Here is a 14668-nt window from a genome sequence, read left to right on the forward strand (position 1 = left end):
CCTACGCGCTTGGGTCGGAACCCCGTGCAAGCCGTCCCCCGGTGTGGTGGCTTCGCGAAGGTCTTCGGCCGACGGCTTCACACACTTTTGTGGCGCCGCCGGCCTTCGAGGCACCCGTCGTCACCGGCGACACCTCGACCGGCGGGAGCCTGCGTGCGATCTCCACCTGTGCGAGCGCCACATGGGAGACACCCACATGTGCGTCCCGCACATCAGCGGGGCGCCCTCACACCGCCTGCACGGGATGGCGCACCACGGCGTCGAAGAGATAGCCCTGGGTGTTGTGGGTGGTCGTGTCCGGCTGGACGCGCCCCGTGGTGTCGGTGGCCCGCGCCAGCAGGGTGTACGGCCCCGGCGCCGGCGGTCGCCAGTCGGTGGACCAGCGGACCCAGTCGCCCCGGCGCGGGGCGTCGTGGAGTCTGGCCCGGTTCCAGTGCGTCCCGCCGTCGGTGCTGACGTCGACCCGGACGATCCCGCCGCTCCCGGACCAGGAACGGCCGGTGAGCCGGTGCTCGCCGGTGGCGTCGAGGCGTGCGTCCCAGCCGAGTTCCCAGGCGCTCTTGATCGTCTGCCGGGTCAGCGGGGCGCTCCCGTCGGCGGGATGGGCGTCGCCGAACAGACGGTAGAAGTCGGTGTTCCAGGGCGAGTACAGCGGCTGGGCCGACACCTCGATGTCGCCGACCCACTTGATCGACGCGATGCCGATCCAGGAGGGCACGAGGACACGGACGGGGTGCCCGTGGTCGTACGGCAGCGGCTCGCCGTTCATCTCGTAGGCGAGCAGCACGTCGTCGAGGGCTTTGGACAGCGGCAGCGGGCGGCGGACCCGGCCCAGGTCGGTGCCGTCGGCGGTGACGTAGTCGGGGTCGAGTCCGCGGGGCAGCACGTCGACGGCGTGCCGCCCGAGGCCCGCGCGCCTGAGGACGTCGGCGAGACGGACGCCGCGCCAGCTCGCCGTGCCGATCGCGCCGAGCGTCCAGGCCGTCCCGGTGACGGTCCGGCCCTGTTGGGTGGTGAAGAAGCTGCGGCCGTTGCCGGCGCACTCCACGAACGCGGTGCGGGTGACGGCGGGCAGCCTCTTCAGGTCGTCGAGCGTGAACTCCACGGTCCGGTCGTGGGTCAGCCCGTCGCCGTGGACGGTCAGGGCCCAGTCGGTGGCGTCCAGCACGGGTGTGGAGGTGTGGTTGCGGACGAAGAAGTGGTCGACGGGCGTGTGGTGGCCGGTGCCGGCGAGGGAGGCGAACCTCGTTTCGGCATTGGTGCCGCGGACCGTGAACCACTCGTCGGGAAGCGGTTTGACGATGCCGGCGGCCGCCGCTGCGGGTGCGGTGAGGGCCGTGGGAACGGCGGTGGCGGCGAGTGAGGCCGCGGCGAGCAGGCGGAACATGTCCCGCCGGGAGACACCGTCGGCACGGGCCTCGCCGGCCAGCCACTGGCGGAGTCTGCGACGGTCGTAGGCGGATTCGGGGGTGCGCATGGGCAGGTCCTGCCTTTCCGGAGGAGGAACGGACGACGGGAGGGACGGCGGGGCACGACGGGAGGGTGCGCGGGTGCCTCGCTCGGCACGGCAGAGGGAGCACGGCCGCCGGGAGTGCACGGGTGCGGCGAACTCGCCTGTCCGGAGCGGGGGTTGGGTGCGCGCGGTTACGCGGAGAGGATCAACAACAACAGCGGTACGACGCGAGCGCGCGGGACCGCGGAGCGGCGGGGCGGCGTCGGCTGAGGATCACGGCGCCATCGTACGAAAGCTTCGACGGCGTCGGTGGGTGAATGGCGGAGTCGGCCTCAGAGGTCGCTCGGCGTGCCGAGGCCGGTGAGGGCGCCGACCGGGTCCAGGTCCGGGGTGCCGCGGGGCCACCAGTCGTCGTGGCCGGGCTCGGACTCGTAGGCGTACCACAGGCCGTCGCGGCCTAGGCGGAGCTGGACATGGCCGCGGGGGTGGGTGAGGTGGTTGTGCCGGGGCCGGAAGGCGGGCAGGTCGGCGGCGAGGAGGAGCGGGCGGGCCCGGTCGAAGCGGCCGGCCGGCGGGTCCCAGGGCTCTTCGAGGACGGCGAGCCCCTCCCATCCGCCCTGACGCCAGGCGGCGACCGCACGCGCCAGTTCGGACGGGGTGCGACCGGCGGCGGAGGACAGCGCGGCGTAGAGGGCGCGGGTCCCGGCGGTGAGTCCGGACCCGGGTCTGGCCGCGGCGAGCCGCACCGCGTCCTGCCACAGGGTCAGTTCGCCGACCGGGTCGCGACCGGTACCGAGCAGCGCGTGTGCGCGGGCCGCCGCGTCGGTCGCCAACTGGTCGAGGGCGAAGGGGTCCGGGCCGCCCGGCGCCGCCGGGTACACCGGGGGCTGCTCGGGATGCGGGGGTACGGGCAGGGGGGCCGGGAGGGGTGGGAGGCGGCGGGGCGCGAGGGCGTCACCGGCCCGTACGCCGGGCAGTTGGGCCGGTCCCTGGTCCTGGGCGGCGCGGGCCGCGCGGGTGGCGTTCAGCCGGGACAGGGCGTCGAGCAGGTCGCGTTCGGCGCGACCGCGCAGCAGGAGCAGCACGAAGGGGTCGGCGTCGAGCAGCCGGGCCGTCTGGTAGCAGAGGGCGGCGGCGTGCTTGCACGGGTGACCGTGGTCGGGGCAACTGCACTGCGGCTCCAGGTCACCGGGGCCGGGAAGCAGCCGGACGCCGCCCTCCGCGAGGGCCTGGGGCATCTCCTTGTCCAGCAGCGCGGCGATATGCGCCGGCCGCTCGACGGCACTGTCCAGGAACCGCTCCCAGTCGGCGTCGTCGAGCGTGCGCAACCGGACCTGCACGCGGTAGGGCCGGGGGCGGCTCCCCTGCACGTAGGCGAGGACCAGGCCCGGGGTCACCGTGATGGCGTCCACGTTCCCCTGTTCCGCGTAACCGCGCCCGCGCGCCAGCCGTTTCGCGTCCAACGCGCCCTCCTCCAACGCGTCGACCCACGCGTTGCCCCACCAGGTCTCGGCGAAGTCGGCCCCCTCCGCACCGGCCGCCGCGTCCGACGGACGCGGCGAGAAGGCGGGAAAGGTACGCCGCAGATCGCCGTCCCGGCCGGGAGCGGCCATAGAACGAGGACGTTGGGGCGATGCGGGTGAGGCCGGGAGGCTGGAGGCGGGGGCAGGGGCGGTGACATAGCCGGTGTCGGCGTCGGTCCCGTCCGGTGCGAACGGTTCCACCGCGTCGTCGGCACCGACAGCGGTCGGGCTGCCGTCGGAGGTGGGTGAACTCCCTTGCCACACCAGGTCGTTGTTCCTCGACTCCGGCCTCGGATCCTCTCCTGTCCCCTCTTCCTCCGGCCCTTGCTCCTCGTCCGGCCCTTCCCCCTCGTCCGGCATTCGGAAGGCACCGGCCAGCCACTCCCGCACGTCCCGTGCCCGGAGTTCGGCACTCCGGGGCGGCGAGTCGCTCCGCGCCCGGGAGGCGGCAGGCGGAGCGGTACGCCGCGGTCGGCGTGCGGCCTCGGTCTCCTCGGCCACCGCGTCCGCCCGCGCCTGTCGAGCCGCCCGCAATGCCTCGCGCGCGACGTCGGCGGGACGCATACCCTCACGACTGGTTTCGCCCTTGCCGGGCCGGGACACCGAGTCGGGCTGCCGCTCCTGCGGCGGCGCCTCGGACTGAGGCTCGGGAGCACCGGGGCGGACGGCGTCCCCGGACACACCTCTGCCCCCGTTCCCACTCCCGTCCCCGTCGCCGTCCTCACCCGCCCCGCCCGGGCCGCCGTCGGAGTCGTCGGTGCTCTCCACACCGTCCGTGCTCTCCGCACTGTCCGAGCCGTCCGAGCCGTCGGTGTCCGCAGGCTCTGCCCGCCTCGCGGCGAGCGCTCGGCGCAGTGCCGCGCGTGCCTCGTCGCCCGGGCGGGGCTGAGCGACCGCCGACTCCCCGGGCGGGGAAGGCCGGCCGGGATCGGGAGCCGTCTCGGACACCTCGGCGGTGACGGGCGCCGGCGGGGGTTCCTCGACGGCCCCGGCCTCTTCCCCCGCGCCCTCGGACGCCAAGGCCTCGCCGGGCTCCCCGGCCCGCTCCCGGGCCTCCTGGAGCGCGCGGCGGACCTCGTCGGCGGGGTGGGGTGTCACCGGGGCCTCCGGAGCGAGACCAGGTCCGTGAGTTCGCGGTCGGTGAGTTCCGTGAGCGCGGACTCGCCGGAGCCGAGGATCGCGTCGGCGAGGGCGCGCTTGGCCTCCAGCATCTCGGCGATACGGTCCTCGACCGTGCCCTCGGTGATGAGTCGGTGGACCTGGACGGGCTGGGTCTGGCCGATGCGGTAGGCACGGTCGGTGGCCTGTTCCTCGACCGCCGGGTTCCACCAGCGGTCGAAGTGGACGACATGGCCGGCGCGGGTGAGGTTCAGGCCGGTGCCGGCCGCCTTGAGGGAGAGCACCAGGACCGGTGTCGCCCCGTCCTGGAACCGGTCCACCATGCGTTCGCGCTCCGGGATCGGTGTGCCGCCGTGCAGGAGGTCGACCGGGACGGCGCGGGCGGTCAGGTGGGAGGCGATGAGGCGGGCCATGCCGACGTACTGCGTGAAGACGAGCGCCGAGCCGTCCTCGGACAGCAGGGTGTCGAGGAGTTCGTCGAGGAGGACCATCTTGCCGGAGCGGGCCGCGAGTCGGTCGGTGGCCGTCGCCGGGACGTCCTCCTTCAGGAAGAGCGCGGGGTGGTCGCAGATCTGCTTGAGGGCGGAGAGCAGCTTGAGCACCAGGCCCCGGCGGGCGATGCCCTGGGTGGTCTCGATGGCGAGCATCGACTCACGCACCACCGCCTCGTAGAGCGCGGCCTGTTCGCGGGTGAGGGGGACCGGGTGGTCGGTCTCCGTCTTGGGCGGCAGTTCGGGGACGATGCCGGGGTCGGACTTCTTGCGGCGCAGGAGGAAGGGGCGGACGAGGCGGGCCAGCCGGGCGACCGCCTCGTCGTCCTCCCCGTTCTCCACCGCGCGCGCGTGCCGGGCGCGGAAGGACTTCAGGGGGCCCAGGAGCCCCGGTGTCGTCCAGTCCAGCAGCGCCCAGAGTTCCGACAGGTTGTTCTCGACCGGTGTGCCGGTGAGGGCCACGCGCGCGGGGGTCGGGATCGTGCGCAGGGCCTTCGCGGTGGCGGAGTACGGGTTCTTGACGTGTTGTGCCTCGTCCGCGACGACCATGCCCCAGTGCTGTTCGGCCAGCTTCGGGGCCGCCGACCGCATGGTGCCGTAGGTCGTGAGGACGAAGCCGCCGTCCACGTCGTCCAGGCTGCGGTCCGGGCCGTGGAAGCGGTGGACGGGGACGCCGGGCGCGAACCGGGTGATCTCCCGCTGCCAGTTGCCCAGCAGGGAGGCGGGGCAGACCACCAGTGTGGGTTCGGTGCGGGCCCGGCGCAGGTGCAGGGCGATGACGGTGATGGTCTTGCCGAGGCCCATGTCGTCGGCGAGACAGCCGCCGAGGCCGAGGGAGGTCATGAGGTCCAGCCAGGCCAGGCCCCGGAGTTGGTAGTCGCGGAGGGTGGCGTGCAGGCCGGGTGGCGGCTCGGCGGGCAGGATCCCGGCGGTCAGCCGGTCGCGCAGGGTGGCCAGGGCGCCGGCCGGGACCGCCTCGACGGTCTCGCCGTCGACCTCCGCGCTGCCGGTGAGGGCGACGGACAGCGCGTCGACCGGGTCGAGGAGGCCCAGTTCACGCTTGCGTGCCTTGCGGACGAGCGCGGGGTCGACCAGGACCCACTGGTCCCTGAGCCGGACGACGGGGCGGTGGGCCTCGGCGAGGGCGTCCATCTCGCCGTCACTGAGGGGGTCACCGCCGAGCGCCAACTGCCAGCGGAACTGGAGGAGTTCCTCGCTCTCGAAGAACCCGGTGCCGTCGGTCGCGGAGCCGGGCGCGGGTCGTACCACCGCGGCCGCGGTCAGGTCCTGTGCCAGGTCCCGGGGCCAGTGCACGGCCACGCCGGCCGCCGCGAGGCGGGTCGCGGCCACGCCGAGGAGGTCGCCCAACTCGTCGTCGGACAGGGCCAGTACGTCGGGTGCGTGCTGCTCGGTGAGCCGGTCCAGCGGCTGCCATACGCGGGCCGCGCGCCGCACCGCGAGGGCCGCGTCGACGCGCGCGCGGGGACCGAAGGCCGCGTCGGCGTCGCCCGCCCACAGGGCCGCCGCGTCGACCACGAGGGTGGGGTCGGCGAGGCTGTGCACCTGGACGATCGCCGCGCCCGCGTTGCGCGCCCCGGCGCCGGGGTCGTCGAACAGGTGGTACGCCGAGAGGTCGAGGCGCAGCGAGATCCGCACTCCCGCGTCCATGCCGGCGGCGACCTCCGCGGCCCAGTCGCCGGCACCGGGCAGGCGCTGCGGCTCACGGGCGGCGAAGGGCTTCCCGGACGCGTACGCGGCGGCCGGGGTGCGGGGCAGGGTGTCGGCGACCGCGTCGAGGAAGGCGCGCATCAGCGCTTCCGGTTCGGGCAGCCGGACGGCGCCGGAACCGGGCAGCGGGACCGCGTGGCCCTCGTAGGGCAGGGCGGCCGCGACCGCGCGCAGGTGGGCGATGTCGTCCGGGTCCAGGGGCCCGGCCCGCCAGGCGTCGTGGCCGCTGGCCGTCAGGCCGGGCAGCAGTCGGCCGCGGGCGGTGAGCCGCAGCGCGTGCAGGGCGACCGCGCCCCAGCAGGCGGTGGCCGGGTGGGCCGCGGGATCGCGCCGGGCGCGGACCAGCAGCGGGAGGGCCTCGCCGAGCGGGAGGGACAGCGCGGGGGTGGTCCTGCGGCGGACTCCGGCACCATGACGTCGTACGACGGTGAGTTCGGTGTCGGCGGTGGGCAGTTCGCCGTCCGCCGGATCCCAGAAGGCCATCCGCCCCTGCCGCGGGAGGGGCGCGGGCAGGAACACCGCCGCGAGACGGAGCGGGACGCTCTCCGCGTCCGGTTCGGCCGCCACCATGCCGCTCATACGTCCTGTCACCTCCCGCCCGTCGGATCAGTCGTCTTCGACTCTACGGGCGGGGTCTGACAATCGGCCCCGACGACCGGCCGGGGCGGCTCGTTCTGCCGGGTCGGTCGCCCTGCCGGGCTGCTCGGCCTGCCCGGGGCCGGCGTCCTGCCGGGGCGGCTGGTTCTAGGGAACCGTGCGTGAGACGACGTAGACCATGGGGTTGGCCGGGTCGGCCAGGTTCACGACGATGTCCTGGGTGGGGGCCGGGTTCTTCTGCGCGTGGACTATGCCGGACCACGGGCCCGGGCCCTTGAACGACCAGCCGGTGATGCCCTGGTCCCGCGTCCCGATGGTGATCTTGCCCGGCTTGAGGTCCTCCCGGTTGATGCCCACCCCGGTGAGGAAGGCGTCCAGGCCGGCGGGGCTGGTCCGGAACTGGACGTAGAGGCGGCTGGTCTTCCAGTTGTTGGTCTCGTAGTAGGCGATGAGGTCCGCCGGGTGCGGGACCGGTACCTGGTAGATGCGGCGCTGGACCTTGGACGGGTAGCCCGGGCTGAGGCCGGTCGCCGAGTACTTGGCCTCCTTGTCCCGGCCGCTGCTGCGGCTCTGGTTGGCGGAGATCACCAGATAGCCGGCCGGGACGCCGATGAGCAGGACGATGATGAGCAGGGTGATCGCCCGCCGGCGGTTGCGGTGCCGACGGTCCTCGGGAGGCGGCCGGCGCGGCTCCTCGTCCGGGGCCGCGGCCTGGCGCGGCAGCGACGCCGTCACGCCGTGTCCTGCGAGGTGCGGCGGGCCTCCGCGTACTTCTCGTAGCGCTCGTACCGCTCGACCCGGCGGCGCTTGGCGCGGCGGAAGCGGCGGGCGACCAGGCGGGCGAGGTCGGCGGCGCCGACCATGCCGGCCTCGGGGCCGAGCTGGGCGCGGACGATCCGGGCCTCGGGGCGGTAGCCGCGGCCGGTGAGCTGCCGTTTGAAGGCGTCCCGCGCGGGGCCGATCAGCAGGTCGTCGGCGGCCGAGACGCCGCCGCCGATCACGAAGCACGAGGGGTCGAGGGCCGCGGCCAGGTTGGCGATGCCGACGCCGAGCCACTGCCCGATGTCCTGGAGCAGTTCGATGCACATGGCGTCACCGTCACGGGCCAGCTCGGTGATCATCGGGCCGGTGATGTCGCCGATGTTGCCCTTGACGTGCTCGATGATCCCGTACGCCACCGGGGAGTCGGCCGCGGCCAGTTCGCGGGCCTCCCTGACCAGGGCGTTGCCGGAGCTGTACTGCTCCCAGCAGCCGCGGTTGCCGCACGGGCAGCGGTGTCCGCCGGGCACGGCCTGCATATGGCCGAACTCCCCGGCGACTCCGTATTTGCCGCGCTTGACCTGGCCGTCCTCCAGGATCGCGCCGCCGATGCCGGTGCCCAGCGTGATCATGACGAGGTGGTCCTCGCCCCGGCCCGCGCCGAAGCGCCACTCGGCCCAGGCCGCGGTGTTGGCGTCGTTGTCGACGAGGACGGGGACGGAGAGCCTGCTCGTGATGCGGTCCCTGAGCGGCTCGTTGCGCCAGGACAGGTGCGGGGCGAACAGGACGCGGTTGCGGTCGGCGTCGACCCAGCCGGCCGCGCCGATGCCGACCGCGTGCACGTCGTGGCGGTCGGACAGGTCCAGGACCAGTTCGACGATCGTGTCCTCCACGACCTTCGGGCTCTTGGACTTGTCCGGGGTCTCCGTGCGGAGTTTCTCCAGGATGTTGCCATCGGCGTCGACGACGCCCGCCATCACCTTGGTGCCGCCGATGTCGATGCCGACGGTGGGCACGCGGGGCGCGGTGAGGAGCGAGCGGCGCTCCCGGGTGCCGACCGTGCGGAGCGCCGGGGCGCGGCGGGAGCCGATGGGGGCGCTGAAGTTGCCGTAGGTGCTCATCGGGGCCGATTCTGCCGCACGCTCACGCTGCGTGCTGCGCGGGGGAGCAATGGGGCGGTTCCTGTCGTTTGCGGGATGCGGGTGCGTGGGAGCCGGTCGCGCCGACGCGGCGGAGCCCACAGGTCACCACCCCGCCCGCCTCGGGCGCGCTGCCGTTCATGGCGTGGATCGTCCAGCTCATCTCCGCCCGCCGTCTGCCGGGTCGACTCGTCCAGGGTCTGGAGTCACGGATGTGACCGTCCACCATCGTGCCCCGTTCCAGCAGGACGAACCGGTCCCCCACCGGGTGTGCGTGGCGTGGGCGGTGAGTGACGAACACGACACCCCGGGACGGGAGGGCCGGGGAAGGCGAGCCGATCGAAATGTCCTGACATTGCGACCAACCGGAACTTCTGCTTCAGGGACGTACGAGCAACTGGAACTCGAAGGAGTAGCGGGTCGGCCGGTAGGTGTGGCTGCCGAACTCGACCGCCCGGCCGGTGTCGTCGAAGGTCGTGCGCTGCATGGTGAGCAGGGGGGCGCCCTCGTCCTCGGCGAGCCGCTCGGCCTCGGCGGCGGTGGCGGCGCGGGCGCCGATGGACTGCCGGGCGCTGTGCAGGGTGATCCCGGCGACCCGCATCATGCGGTACAGGCCGGTGGCCTCCAGCTGCCCGGTGTCCAGTTCGAGGAGTCCGGGCGGCAGGTGGTTGCAGAGGTACGCCATCGGCTCGCCGTGCGCGAGACGCAGCCGCTCCACCTGGTGCACGTCGCTCCCTTCGGCCACCGCGAGCGCGGCCGCGATCTCCGCGGTCGCCGCGACCATGGTGTTGACGAGGACTTTCGTCGCGGGCCGCTGGCCGGCCGCCTCCAGGTCGTCGTAGAGGCTGCTGAGTTCCAGGGGGCGCTTGACCTGGCTGTGCACGACCTGCGTACCGACGCCTCGGCGGCGCACGAGCAGGCCCTTGTCGACGAGCGACTGGATGGCCTGCCGGACGGTCGGCCGGGACAGGCCGAGCCGGGCGGCAAGCTCGATCTCGTTGCCCAGCAGGCTTCCGGGCGTCAGCGCTCCGTGCTCGATCGCGGCCTCCAACTGCTGGGACAGCTGGAAGTACAACGGCACCGGGCTGCTCCGGTCCACACTGAGTTCGAGCGTCACGGCGGGGTCCACCTCTGGTTTCGGCACGGCCCCGAGCGTAGCTCTGTGGATGGTTGACGGGAAGTTGTGTAGTTCGGTTGTCCGGACATACGCATTGACAGGCCGACGGGTCCGACCGCAGGTTGGTCCCATGCGCATCGGAGTCATCGGTACGGGCCGCATCGGCACCATCCATGCGAACACCCTCAGCAGGCATCGGGAGGTCGGCTCCCTGATCCTCACGGACGTGAACCCCGCCAGGGCCCAGGATCTCGCGCACCGGCTGGGCGAGACGGCCGCGCCGGGAGTGGACGAGATCTTCAGGTGGGGCGTGGACGCCGTGGTGATCACCACGGCGACGGCGGCCCACGCCGAACTGATCGGTCGGGCAGCACGCTCGGGACTTCCCGTGTTCTGCGAGAAGCCGATAGCACTCGATCTGACGGGAACATTACAAGCGATCGGTGAGGTGGAGTCGGCGGGCACGGTCCTCCAGATGGGGTTCCAGCGCCGCTTCGACGCGGGCTACACGGGCGCCCGGGACGCGGTGCGCTCGGGACGGCTCGGGCGACTGCACACCGTGCGGGCGCTGACGTCCGACCAGACGCCGCCGTCGGCCGCCTGGCTGCCGCTGTCCGGCGGGCTCTACCGGGACACCCTGATCCACGACTTCGACGTGCTGCGCTGGGTGACGGGGCGCGAGGTCGTCGACGTGTACGCGGCCGGGTCCGACGCGGGCCCTTCGATGTTCCGCGAGGCGGGGGACGTCGACACCGGCGCGGCGCTGCTCACGCTCGACGACGGCACGCTCGCCACGGCTACGGCGACGCGCCTGAACGGGGCGGGCTACGACGTGCGCATGGAGCTCGCCGGGGAGCTGGACCAGATCGTGGTGGGGCTGGACGACCGTACGCCGATCGCGTCCACCGAGCCGACGGGACCGCCGGCCGCGGACAAGCCGTGGACCGGGTTCCTGGAGCGGTTCGGGCCCGCCTACGAGGCCGAGCTGTGCGCGTTCGTCGACGTGGTGCGGGGGGAGCTGCCCAATCCGTGCGACGGGCGCGAGGCCCTGCAGGCGTTGCGGATCGCCGAGGCGTCCGAGATGTCGCGGCGGGAGCGCAGGGTGGTGTGGCTGGCGGAGGTCGCGGGCGGGGCCGGCGCTCCCATGCTGTGACAGGTTCCCTCCGGTGCCTCGACCGGGGGCTCCAGGCTGCGACGGGTTCCGCGCCCGCGCCCCCGCCGAGGGCTCCTGTGCTGTGACAGGGGTTACGCCTGTGCACCCTGAGAGCTTCTGTGCTGTGACAGGTATTTGCGCCTGTGCCCCTCCCCCTGAGGGTTCCGGTGCTGTGCCTGGTTCCCCGGTGCCCCGCCGGGGCCCGCGCCCGTCCACCCGGCTCCCCGCGGCTATCCGGCTACCAACGCACCGGCAGTGTGCGCAGCCCTCTCATCAGCATCCCGGGCAGCCAGTCGCCCGGGTCGCCGTCGAGGGCGAGGGCGGGGGCGCGGTCCAGGAGGGTGCGGATCGCGGTGCGGGCTTCCAGGCGGGCCAGCGGGGCGCCCAGGCAGTAGTGGATGCCGTGGCCGAAGGCGAGGTGGCCGCGGGTGTCCCGGCGGATGTCGAAGCGGTCAGGGTCGGGACAGCGGCTGCCGTCCCGGTCGGCCGCGGTGAGGCCGATCATCACCGGATCGCCCTGACCGATGGCGACTCCCCCGATCTCCAGGGGCTCGGCCGCATACCGGAACGTCGCGTTCTCCACCGGGCCCTCGAAGCGCAGCACCTCCTCGACCGTGCCGTCGACGAGGCTCATGTCCGTGCGCAGGGCGGCCAGTTGGTCCGGGTGGGTGAGCAGGGTGTGGACGCCGGTGGTGATGAGGTTGACCGTCGTCTCGTGGCCGGCGATCAGCAACAGGAAGGCCATCCCGCGCAGTTCCCGCACGGACAGCCGGTCGCCGTCCTCCGCGGTGGTGTGGATCAGGTCCCCGAGCAGGTCGCCGCTCGGACCGGCGGACCGCTTGTCCTCGATCAGTTCGGTGAGGTACGCGCCGAGCCGCCGGACGGCGTCGTAGGAGTTCTCGGGACGTGCGGGTGCGACGACCTCCGTGGACAGCTTCCGGAACTCCGTGCGGTCCCTCTCGGGTACGCCGAGGAGTTCGCAGATCACGGTGATCGGCAACGGGTAGGAGAGGGCTTCCACCAGGTCCGCCCGACCGGACGGCAGCATCGCGTCCAACAGGTCGTCGGTGATCTCCTGGACCCTCGGGCGCAGTTCCTCCACCCGTCGCACGGTGAAGGCGCGTGAGACGAAGCCGCGCAGCCGGGTGTGCTCGGGCGGGTCGGCGCCGAGCAGGTGTCTGCCGATCAGGTCCTCGTCGTGGAACGTCACGCCGATCCGCCGGCCGTCCTTGGCCAGCCGGGCGTCGGTGAGCGCGGCACGCGCCTCCTTGTACCCGACGACCAGCCACACCGAGTAGTCGGCGCGCGACCCGGGCGGCCGCACCCGGTGCACCGGGCCGCTCTCGCGCAGCCGGGCGTACACGGGATGCGGATCCGTGCGGAAGGCGTCCCCGTACTCCCCGAGATCGATCACTTCCTTCATGGCGTCCCCCTCTCCCGCCTCGTCCCCTCGCACGCACAACGCACGGCGGCCGGGGCTAGTGCCCGCCCCCCTCCGGTTCCTCCAGAAGTCCCGCGTCGTACGCCAACAGGGCGATCTGCACCCGGTTGTTGAGGTCGAGTTTGGCCAGGATGCGGGAGACGTGGGTCTTGACCGTGGCGACGCTCATGTAGAGCGCGGCGGCGATCTCGGCGTTGGCGAGGCCCCGGCCGACGGCGACGGCGACCTCGCGTTCGCGGTCGTTGAGGGCGGCGATCCGGGCACCCGCGCGCGTACGGCGTGTGTCGGCGGCGGCGCCGGCCGCGTGCTCCATCAACTGACGGGTCACGGTGGGCGAGAGGACCGGGTCGCCGGCCGCGACCCGGCGCACCGCGTCGACGATCTCGGCGGGCGGGGTGTCCTTGAGGACGAATCCGGCGGCGCCCGCGCGCAGGGCCCACAGGACCTGCTCGTCGGCGTGGAAGGTGGTCAGGACGACGACCTGCGGGGCCTCCGGCCGGGCGCGCAGCCGCTCGGTGGCGGCAAGGCCGTCCACCGTCGGCATCCTGATGTCCATGAGGACGACATCGGGGCGGGTGCGGTCGACGAGCGCCTCGACCTCGCCGCCGTCGGCGGCCTCGCCGACGATCTCGATGTCGTCGGCGCCGCCCATCATCAAGGACAGGCCCGCCCTGACGAGTGGGTCGTCGTCGACGAGGAGCAGTCTGATCGCAGTCATGGGGGCTACGTAATCACGGTTGTGCGGTAAGGGAATCACCGTGGTGCCGGGCGAGTTGGGGCCTGTTCCCGCGCCGTCGGCCGCCGGTGTCAGCCCCATGGCAGCCATGCCCGCACCCCGAATCCCCCGCCCTGTTCCGGACCGTGCTCCAGGCGGCCCCCGGCGAGCGTCGCGCGTTCGGTCAGTCCGATCAGCCCCTGGCCGGAGCCGGGGACGTGGGGCACCTCGCCGTCGGGCGGGGGGTTGCGTACGGACAGGGTCAGGCCGTCCCCGGGGGCACCGGTGACGGACACCGTGACCTCCGCGCCGGGAGCGTGCTTGCGGGCGTTGGTGAGGCCCTCCTGGGCGATGCGGTAGGCGGTGCGGCCGACCGAGGCGGGGACGGTCGCGGGGTCGGTGACACGGCTGTCCAGGACGACCTTCATGCCGGCCTCGCGGGACTCGGCGACCAGGGTGTCCAGGGCGGCCAGCGTCGGCTGCGGGCGGCCGGTGTCGTCGGCGTCGCCCGCGCGCAGCACGCCGATGATCTCCCGGAGGTCCTGGAGTGCTTCGTGGGCGCTCTCCCGGATGACGCCGGCCGCCCGGGCGACCTCCGCGCGGGGCGCGTCCGGGCGGAACTCCAGGGCGCCCGCGTGGACGCTCAGCAGCGTCAGCCGGTGTGCGAGGACGTCGTGCATCTCCCGGGCGATGGCCTCGCGGGCCAGTTGCTGGGCCTGCTCCGCGCGCAGCCGGGCCTCCGTCTCGGCCCGCCGGGCGCGGTCGCGCAGGCTCAGCCAGAGCTGTCGTTTGGCGCGCACGAGCATGCCCCAGGCGACCAGCGCCGCCGTCATCAGCACCACGATGCCGACTCCGACGACGTACGGCAGTTCGGGGTCGGGGCGCAGCCAGAAGTAGACCGGGACGAGCGCGATGCTGATGCCGCCCACCCAGGCCACGTACCGCAGCGGGCGGTGCACGGCGAGCGTGAACAGGGCGATCATGCAGGCGCCGCCCGCGGTGTCGGAGACGATGCCGACGGGGATCGTCGCCACGGCCAGCCCGACCGGCCAGCGGCGGCGCAGCCACACCGCGGCGCAGGCGAGGGCTCCGATCCACTGGTCCACCACCGCGAACCAGTGCGGGACATGCGGGTTGGAGGTCACCGCGTCGGCGCCGACGATGCCGACGACGACGGCCAGCAGGAAGCAGGAGAAGTCGACGATCCAGTCGCGTGCGGTCCGCCGGGGCCGCCCCCCGGGCCGCCCGGTGCCGGGGTCGACGTCGTGGATCACCGCGGACGGCAACAGCCAGCGCCGCCGGGGGAAGGCGGGTGGTTCGGGTACCGTCACGTCTTCGCTCACGGTCGACAAATCTACGCAGTGATGGTCCGCGCCACCCCTGCGCGCGCCGGATCCTCGACCAAAGTCGCGGCACCGGAGACTTTCGGCGCG

General features: G+C 73.5%; 10 protein-coding genes. 1 reads left to right on the forward strand and 9 read right to left on the reverse strand.

Features of this window, described 5'->3' with window-relative positions; translation table 11 throughout:
* Positions 1–226: 226 nt before the first annotated feature.
* The 6 genes from ACZ5VD_RS16135 to ACZ5VD_RS16160 form a co-directional block, all read right to left on the reverse strand.
* A complete protein-coding gene (locus tag ACZ5VD_RS16135; protein WP_468682539.1) occupies positions 227–1477 on the reverse strand; it encodes a sulfite oxidase in 1251 nt (416 codons plus the stop codon).
* Positions 1478–1785: 308 nt separating this feature from the next.
* Positions 1786–4074, reverse strand: a complete 2289-nt coding sequence (locus tag ACZ5VD_RS16140; protein WP_468682540.1) for an SWIM zinc finger family protein — start codon at positions 4072–4074, stop codon at positions 1786–1788.
* Positions 4071–6893, reverse strand: a complete 2823-nt coding sequence (locus ACZ5VD_RS16145) for an SNF2-related protein (protein ID WP_468682541.1) — start codon at positions 6891–6893, stop codon at positions 4071–4073. The genes ACZ5VD_RS16140 and ACZ5VD_RS16145 overlap by 4 nt, the downstream gene beginning before the upstream one ends.
* A gap of 165 nt (positions 6894–7058) precedes the next feature.
* Positions 7059–7646 (reverse strand): sugar kinase, encoded by a 588-nt coding sequence (locus ACZ5VD_RS16150; RefSeq protein WP_468547954.1) that lies wholly within the window; start codon positions 7644–7646, stop codon positions 7059–7061.
* Positions 7643–8791, reverse strand: a complete 1149-nt coding sequence (locus tag ACZ5VD_RS16155; RefSeq protein WP_468547955.1) for an ROK family glucokinase — start codon at positions 8789–8791, stop codon at positions 7643–7645. The genes ACZ5VD_RS16150 and ACZ5VD_RS16155 overlap by 4 nt, the downstream gene beginning before the upstream one ends.
* 397 nt (positions 8792–9188) lie before the next feature.
* Positions 9189–9926, reverse strand: coding sequence for a GntR family transcriptional regulator (locus ACZ5VD_RS16160; RefSeq protein WP_468548311.1), 738 nt, complete (start codon positions 9924–9926; stop codon positions 9189–9191).
* 130 nt (positions 9927–10056) lie between these two features.
* Between ACZ5VD_RS16160 and ACZ5VD_RS16165 the strand changes: the two genes are divergently transcribed.
* Positions 10057–11079 (forward strand): Gfo/Idh/MocA family protein, encoded by a 1023-nt coding sequence (locus ACZ5VD_RS16165; protein ID WP_468547956.1) that lies wholly within the window; start codon positions 10057–10059, stop codon positions 11077–11079.
* A gap of 238 nt (positions 11080–11317) precedes the next feature.
* Here ACZ5VD_RS16165 and ACZ5VD_RS16170 read toward each other — a convergent pair whose 3' ends face one another.
* The 3 genes from ACZ5VD_RS16170 to ACZ5VD_RS16180 all read right to left on the reverse strand — a co-directional run bounded on the left by ACZ5VD_RS16170 (position 11318) and on the right by ACZ5VD_RS16180 (position 14587).
* On the reverse strand, positions 11318–12502 hold the full coding sequence (locus tag ACZ5VD_RS16170; RefSeq protein WP_468547957.1) for a cytochrome P450 family protein: 1185 nt from the start codon (positions 12500–12502) through the stop codon (positions 11318–11320).
* 55 nt (positions 12503–12557) lie between these two features.
* A complete protein-coding gene (locus ACZ5VD_RS16175; protein WP_468547958.1) occupies positions 12558–13238 on the reverse strand; it encodes a response regulator in 681 nt (226 codons plus the stop codon).
* A gap of 89 nt (positions 13239–13327) precedes the next feature.
* Entirely contained in the window at positions 13328–14587 is a 1260-nt protein-coding gene (locus tag ACZ5VD_RS16180; protein WP_468547959.1) for a sensor histidine kinase, read from the reverse strand.
* Between the last annotated feature and the right edge of the window lie 81 nt (positions 14588–14668).

The sequence above is a fragment of the Streptomyces sp. NPDC032822 genome, from assembly GCF_055578825.1.